Source organism: Butyricicoccus sp. Marseille-Q5471 (assembly GCF_951230135.1).
GTDB lineage: Bacteria > Bacillota > Clostridia > Oscillospirales > Butyricicoccaceae > Agathobaculum.
The window spans coordinates 1-6,715 of the sequence record NZ_CATNVC010000028.1 but is presented as its reverse complement, the minus strand read 5'-3'; the positions used below and the strand labels follow the sequence as shown (position 1 = coordinate 6,715).

The 6,715-nt window shown below is 55.1% G+C and carries 6 protein-coding genes; 4 read left to right on the top strand and 2 right to left on the bottom strand.

Going from position 1 to position 6,715, the window contains the following annotated elements:
- On the bottom strand, nt 1-1,198 hold a 1,198-nt coding region (locus QOX26_RS14130), incomplete at its 3' end, for a uroporphyrinogen decarboxylase family protein (protein WP_283675614.1).
- Nucleotides 1,199-1,434: 236 nt separating this feature from the next.
- Between QOX26_RS14130 and QOX26_RS14125 the strand changes: the two genes are divergently transcribed.
- Together QOX26_RS14125 and QOX26_RS14120 are read left to right on the top strand one after the other, a co-directional pair.
- Nucleotides 1,435-2,421, top strand: coding sequence for a sugar ABC transporter substrate-binding protein (locus tag QOX26_RS14125; protein ID WP_283675613.1), 987 nt, complete (start codon nt 1,435-1,437; stop codon nt 2,419-2,421).
- Between the two features lie 244 nt (nt 2,422-2,665).
- The gene (locus QOX26_RS14120; RefSeq protein ID WP_283675612.1) at nt 2,666-3,301 is read left to right on the top strand and encodes a corrinoid protein; all 636 of its coding nucleotides are present in this window, start codon (nt 2,666-2,668) and stop codon (nt 3,299-3,301) included.
- A 140-nt stretch (nt 3,302-3,441) separates the two neighbouring features.
- On the opposite strand, the gene QOX26_RS14115 is transcribed toward QOX26_RS14120, so the two are convergent.
- Complete coding sequence (locus QOX26_RS14115; RefSeq protein WP_283675611.1) at nt 3,442-4,635, bottom strand: helix-turn-helix domain-containing protein; 1,194 nt, start codon at nt 4,633-4,635, stop codon at nt 3,442-3,444.
- A 514-nt stretch (nt 4,636-5,149) separates the two neighbouring features.
- Here QOX26_RS14115 and QOX26_RS14110 point away from each other — a divergent pair.
- Together QOX26_RS14110 and QOX26_RS14105 are read left to right on the top strand one after the other, a co-directional pair.
- Nucleotides 5,150-6,172, top strand: coding sequence for an NAD(P)-dependent oxidoreductase (locus QOX26_RS14110; protein ID WP_283675610.1), 1,023 nt, complete (start codon nt 5,150-5,152; stop codon nt 6,170-6,172).
- A gap of 35 nt (nt 6,173-6,207) precedes the next feature.
- Nucleotides 6,208-6,715, top strand: a 508-nt coding sequence (locus QOX26_RS14105) for a type II glyceraldehyde-3-phosphate dehydrogenase (protein WP_283674650.1), incomplete at its 3' end; no start/stop codon positions are given.

Sequence of the window (6,715 nt, the reverse complement as noted above, 5' to 3'; positions counted from 1 at the left end):
CGATGTTGTGAATGGTGTTGAACACGTAGCCGCCGCCCTCGGACAGGATGGGCAGACGTTCGGTCACCTGTGCCGCAACCTCTTCGGGCGTGCCGTTCGGCAGCATGCTCTGCGTGTCCACGCCACCACCCCAGAAGACCAGCTTGTCGCCGTACTTTTCCTTGAGCATCTTTGCGTCCATGCCCTTGGCGGACAGCTGCACGGGGTTGATGATATCCATACCCATATCGACGAAATCATCGAGCAGCTTGACAACGCAGCCGCAGGTGTGGAAGAAGGTCTTCCAGCTTGTGTTCTGATGAATCCAGTCACACACACGCTTGTAGTAGGGCTTGTAGAGCTGCTTGAACATGTCGCTCGACATGAATTCAGCGTTCTGCGTGCCGAAGTCGGTGCCCGAAATCCAGCAGATTTGAATGTTGTCGCCGACAGCTTGCTTGTAAATCTCAAGATTCTTGAGCATAAACTCGGTCTGCATTTCAAAAACTTCTTGTACGTAATCCGGGTACAGAATCTGCGCCATGCACCACTCGTCAAACTTGCGGATGCCCATCGGGTGCTTCTCAAACGGTGCGGGAATCGCGCCGGAGTCGCCAAAGCCTGCGCCGGCCAGATTGCCGATCACGGCGTAATTGGTCTCGGTGAACAGACGCTTGGACTCCTTCTCGTAGTAACGCGCGGTGTCTTCCGACATGACCGAGAAGAAATTCTTGAAATCCTCGCGGGGAGTCAGATCATCCTCGTCTACTTCGGGAGCGCGGTCGATGATGTCGAAGAAATAACCGCCCGAGGGCATGTAAATCGAAGGAGGCGCGGTGCGGTCGCCCTGCGGGTACATTTTGTAGCCGCCGTCGGGCAGTACATCCCACTCATTACCGGCGTTGAGCATGGCTTCGGTGCCATCGGGCATGATGAAGCGCTTCTTTTCGCCGGTGAACGGCACGCCGAGGCTGTCCTCGGGGTGGTTCATACCGATGACGTCGCCCATCATCATCTGACGCAGGTCTTCGTCGACCACGCCGAGCATCTGCACAACTTCAAATACATCCAAATCCTTCTGCGGCAGGCCCAAGTACTCACGCAGGCGCTTGAGCGCGCACACGCTGATACCGGTCTGGCCGGTCGCGCCGAAGTCAATCGGTACGCGGTCGGGCTGCTGGTGGTGAATGGCAGCGACTACTCTTTCTCTCGATGTCATAATAATACCTCCATATTGGGCGCTGGACTGCGCCGTGCGCCGTTTTCTTATCCTTATTATAAGCTTCGCGGATGTCCTTTGAAAATGCGCGAATTTGCTTTTCCAATTAGATATCTTGCTGTTTGCATTTTTGCTGTCTGCTAATGATGCATAAAATACGGCAAAACAAGAAAACGTAATAGGAAGTATCCGTTTTGCGTATATGCGATACCGGGTCAGGAAAGGGAAGAATGCAAATGAAGAAAAGACTGCTTGCCATTTTTGTGGCAGGAACGATGGCGGTGAGCCTGTTTGGCTGCGGCAGCAATACGTCCGCAGGGAATGGGGACGGCAGCAACTCGCACCGAATCAGTGTAATTTTGAAGACGACAGCGGCGGAATATTGGCGCTATGTGATTGCGGGCGCAAAGGCCTATGAAAAGGAGCATGACAACTTGCAGGTCGACGTAAAGGGTGCGACCTCGGAAACCGCGTATGATGAGCAGCTCAACATGATTGAGACCGACCTTGCCAACGAACGGTATGACGCCTTTGTCATCGCGCCGCTGCAGGCCGATATGATTGCCAATCTCATCCGAGGACAGACCAAGCCGGTGCTGGCAGTCGACACCAACATTGATGCGCCCGAGATTTTGTCCTTTATCGGCACAGGCAACGAGGATGCAGCCGCACTGGGCGGCAAGGCAGCAGTAGAGGCAGCGAGAGCGGCCGGATGGCAGGATATCAAGTGCATCGAAATTGCCGGTGTGCAGGGTGACTTAACCAATACCGCCCGCATGAAGGGCTATATGCGCGGTGTTGAGGAGGCCGGCGGCGATTTTCTGGAAAAAAACGTGCAGTATGCCAACGCGGTAGCCGATCAGGCGGTTACGTGTATGGAAGCCATTATGCAGACCCATCCGGAGGGCATCGCCATCATTTGTGCGAACAACGATGATATGGCGATGGCGGCGGCGCGTGCCGCGAAGAACAATTCGGCCTATGCGAACACTGTATTTATGGGATTTAACGGCGACCGGTCTGCCTGCGTGTCCATTTTGGAGGGTGAACTGACCCTGTCGGTTGCGCAGAACGCCTATGAGATGGGCTATCTGGCGGTGGAAGCGGCAGTCAAGGCGATTGAGGGTGAAACGCTCGAGAAGTTCATCGACTCCGGCGCGGAAATCATCAATTCCGATAATGCGCAGACACGGCTGGACATGCTCGACCGCTATCTCAGCTGACAGACAATCAAACAAGCGGCCCGCGTACCCCGAAGGAGGGGCTGCGCGGGCCGCTTTTTTGTGGGACAATCGGAAAACATACTGAAATGGAAGGAAATAGACAGGAAAAAATAGTGCAAAAACACGGCAAATTCGTTCAAGAAAAGGAAGGGTATGCGTGGTATGATGGGGACAGTAAAAGAGAATTGCGCCGCGGGGAGATAGACCGCGACGCTACCAGAAAAGTAAAGAGGAGACATTACTTATGAGCACATTAAGTGAAATCAGTTCCTGGCTGCAGCAGGGTCGCGCACCCAAGGTAAAGGCTTGCGTACAGCAGGCGCTGGACGAGGGCATTCCGGCCGGCGAAATTTTGGAAAACGGTCTGCTGGACGGCATGAACATCATTGGCCAGAAGTTTAAGAACAACGAAGTTTTCGTTCCTGAGGTTTTGATTGCAGCACGCGCAATGACCAAGGGCATCGAGCTGCTGCGTCCCTTCCTCGTTGCGGACGGCGTTGAGGAAAAGGGCACGGTTATCATCGGCACCGTTAAGGGCGACCTGCACGACATCGGCAAGAACCTGGTTCGTATGATGATGGAAGGCAAGGGCCTAAAGGTTGTCGATCTGGGCGTTGACGTACCGGTTGAGAAGTTCCTGGAGGCTGCCCGTGAGCACGAGGCGCACATCATCGCCTGCTCCGCACTGCTGACCACCACCATGGGCGAGATGCGCGACGTGGTTGAGGCTGTGCACGCTTCCGAGATGAAGGATAAGGTTATGATTATGATCGGCGGCGCGCCGATTACACAGGCATTCTGCGACCAGATCGGTGCAGACCGCTACACCCCGGACGCTGCTACCGCGGCGGACGTGGCGCTGGAGTTGTGCCAGGCATAAAAACGTACCCATGATATAAAATAGGCGGCTTCGTATGAAGCCGCCTTTTCCTATCCCCGGTTTCGCGTCCGGGGACGCGGGGCGAATTGTGCGATGTTGCCTTAAAAAAAGCTCCCGAACGTTGGTTCGGGAGCTTTTTTTCATGTGCGCGATTTCTGCGTTTGCTTTTCGCGGTATTTGCCGGGCGCGGTGCCGGTCTGTTTTTTGAACACGCGCGTGAAATAGCTCTGGTCGTCAAAACCGACCGCACAGGCGATGTCCGCAATCGGCATGCCGGTCGACCGCAGCAGCGTTTTGCTCCGCTCGATGCGCAGGCGGTTGACATATTCGGTGAACGTGCAGCCGAGCTCATCCTTGATGACGCGGCAGAAGTACGATTTGGACAGGTACACCTGCTCTGCCACCTGATCGAGCGACAATTTGTCGGTCAGGTGCTCCTTGATGTAGGCGGTCGTCTTGAAAATGACGTTTTGGTGCTTGATATCGTTGAAATCAAAGACAAAGCTGATAAATTTGTGCAGCGTAGCGCCGACCCAGCGGTTGAGTGACTCAATGCCGTCAAATAAGTCGACCTCCTGCTCGTACCGCACGCAGAGGTTGAAAATTTCGTCCACATCCGCGCCGCCGTCAATGGCCGCACGGCTCATCAGCACGAGCAGCTCGCGAATACGCGACTTGATGATCGGCAGATCGCTGCCAGCGAGGCGGTAAATATGTACCAGCAGCTGATTGAGCAGCTCCTGCGCCGCATCCTTGTCGCCCGAGCGGATGTGCTCCTGCAGGCTGCGTTCGGTTTCAATTGGGTAGCTGGGGGTTTCGCCCTCGCTCGACAGGTCGTACATCATTTGCAGCATGGTGGCCTGTCGGCCGGAATCGATGTCGGGCGGCAGCTCCTCCAGCGCGAAGGAGGCGACCGCGGTGCTGATGAGCTCGCTGAGCGCCCGCGCCTGCGCCGTGGTCAGCCGCGGCACCTGATCGAGCGATTCGGGCGTGCAAATCGGGTCCTCGAAGGGATCTTCGGCATTATTAATCATGATAATCGGGCCGGTGATGATGCAGTACTCCATCGCCGTGCCGACAAGGAGCGGCGGCGTCGCGATGAACACCAGACCGCGCGGACAGTAATAGATGTATTTTCCGTCCCACCGCTCGGCCTCGTACGAGCCGTACAGATGGGTGAGATAGGCGTTGCAGCCGTCGGACTGCAGCCGGCAGTCGCTGTGGAAGGGGGGCACGACAAAGCCTTTTGCGCCGATGTCGAGCAGGGTGGTGTGCACGCCGGTCAACGTCTGAATATGGCGGCACAGGTTCAGGCAGCGAGTTGATAATTCCATTGCGCCCTCCTTTCATATAAAATAAGTATATCAAAAAAAACGCGTTTTTTCAATCTTCTTCTCCGGTGCAATCAAACGTCGGCAGAGGATTGGGGCGCGTCCGGATGGTAAGAAAAACATAGATATATTTTTAACAATTTAAACGATGCAGCCGCGCTTTTGATTGCAAAGCGCACACTTTGCAAAACAAAACCAGCGCCGCCCCATCACAGCAGAGAAGAAGGAAATTTTACCCGGAAAAATTTCGGCTATATTCATAAATTGGATGTCGGACGCAATGGAAAATTGGATGAAACGCTGATTTTCGGGAAAAACTTTGGTATACGAAGAAAGGGAAGACACTATATATTGTGGTTTTTGTCCAAAACCAACCACGACATTGTTAAAATTTTAATGATCTTTTATATTGACATTTCTTTAACAAAACGATAGAATGAATTCACAAGCTAATTGATAAACAAATAACAAACAATCTTTTCCGATTACGGATATGTTGAAGGAGCAGAGGAAAGCTATGCCGAACACACCGACACAAATTGCAGTTCTGGTGCAGAACGAACTGGGTCTTGATCTCAATCAGGTGTTCCACGAGGCAGTTTCCATGGGCGCAGAAATCGTCCACAAACCCTTGTACCACACACAAAATACAGACGAAATCATCCGCGCGGCGCAGGGCTTTGACTATGTTGTCGCAGGGCGCGAGCCGTGGAACGCAGAGGTGCTGACTGCCTGCGCAGGCAAGCTCAAGGGCATCGCGCGTTTCGGCGCGGGTTTTGAAACGGTTGATTTGGAAACTGCATCCAATCTGGGCGTTGCCGTGTGCAACGCGCCGGGCGTTAACTCCAAGGCGGTCGCTGAGCAGACCTTAGCCTTGACCCTTTCAGTGCTTCGCCGCATCGCCACCTACGACCGTGGCCTGCGCGAGGGCGGCGTGACCGCCAAGATGACGCAGACGCTCGAGGGCACGGTCGCCCTGCTGGGCTTTGGCAACATCGGCCGTCAGTTTGCCCGCCTGCTGAGCGTGTTCCCGGTCAAGGTCATCGCATACGATCCCTACCCGAACTATGCGGCAGCGGAAGCGCTGGGCGTTGAAATTGTGGATATGGAAACCGCCATTACCACCGCCGATATCATCAGCCTGCATCTGCCTGCGGTCAAGGAAATGCACGACTTCATCTGCAAGGACACCATCGCCAAGATGAAGGACGGCGTGTATATCATCAACACCAGCCGCGGCTTCGCGGTCAACGAGCACGACCTGGCAGAGGCGCTGCGCATCGGTAAGGTTGCCGGCGCGGGTCTGGATGCGTTCAAGGTTGAGCCGTTTGATCAGGAGTCCGAGCTCAAGGAGCTGCCCAACGTGGTGCTCACGCCCCATTCGGCGGCGGTCAGCACACAGGCGGTGCGCATGGTGTTCGAGCACTGCGCCGACGTCATCGCGAGCTATATGAAGGGCGAGAATCCGCGGTCGCTGCTCAATCCCGAATACCGTGAAGCGCGGGGGCATGCGGAAAAACTGCTGAAAAAAGAAGCATAAGCGCGAAACAATTGATATAAAGGAGACAAATTGCAATGAACAAGGTAAAAGTAGGCGTACTTGGCTACGGCATCATCGGACAGCGTCTGTGTGATGGCGTGACCCTGATGGGCGATATGGAACTGGTTGGCGTGGCCAACCGCACCCCGAACCTGAGCATCCGCGCGCTCAAGGAGCGCGGCATGCCGTATGATCTGTACATGGCCGACCCGCAGTACGCGGACGCATTTGCCGAAGCCGGCGTTCCGGTTTCCGGCACGATGGAAGACCTCATTAACAAGTGCGATATTCTCCTCGATGCCACGCCCGCAGGCGTCGGCGCGGAGAACAAGAAGCTCTGCGAAAAGCTCGGCAAGCCCTGCATCTTTCAGGGCGGCGAAAAGAACGACGTTGCCGATGTGTTCTTCCATGGCTGTGCCAACTACGAAAAGGGTCTGGGCAAGCACTTTCTCAAGCTGACCTCGTGCAACACCACCGGCCTGATTCGTGCCGTTGACTGCCTCGACCGCGAGTGCGGCGGCGTGGAGCGTGTTGCCATCACCA

What these genes read in the sequence shown, in the direction of transcription:
- QOX26_RS14125 (WP_283675613.1), top strand. Translation starts at nt 1,435, where the DNA reads ATGAAGAAAAGACTGCTTGCCATTTTTGTGGCAGGAACGATGGCGGTG.
- QOX26_RS14120 (WP_283675612.1), top strand. Translation starts at nt 2,666, where the DNA reads ATGAGCACATTAAGTGAAATCAGTTCCTGGCTGCAGCAGGGTCGCGCA.
- QOX26_RS14115 (WP_283675611.1), bottom strand. Translation starts at nt 4,635, where the DNA reads ATGGAATTATCAACTCGCTGCCTGAACCTGTGCCGCCATATTCAGACG.
- QOX26_RS14110 (WP_283675610.1), top strand. Translation starts at nt 5,150, where the DNA reads ATGCCGAACACACCGACACAAATTGCAGTTCTGGTGCAGAACGAACTG.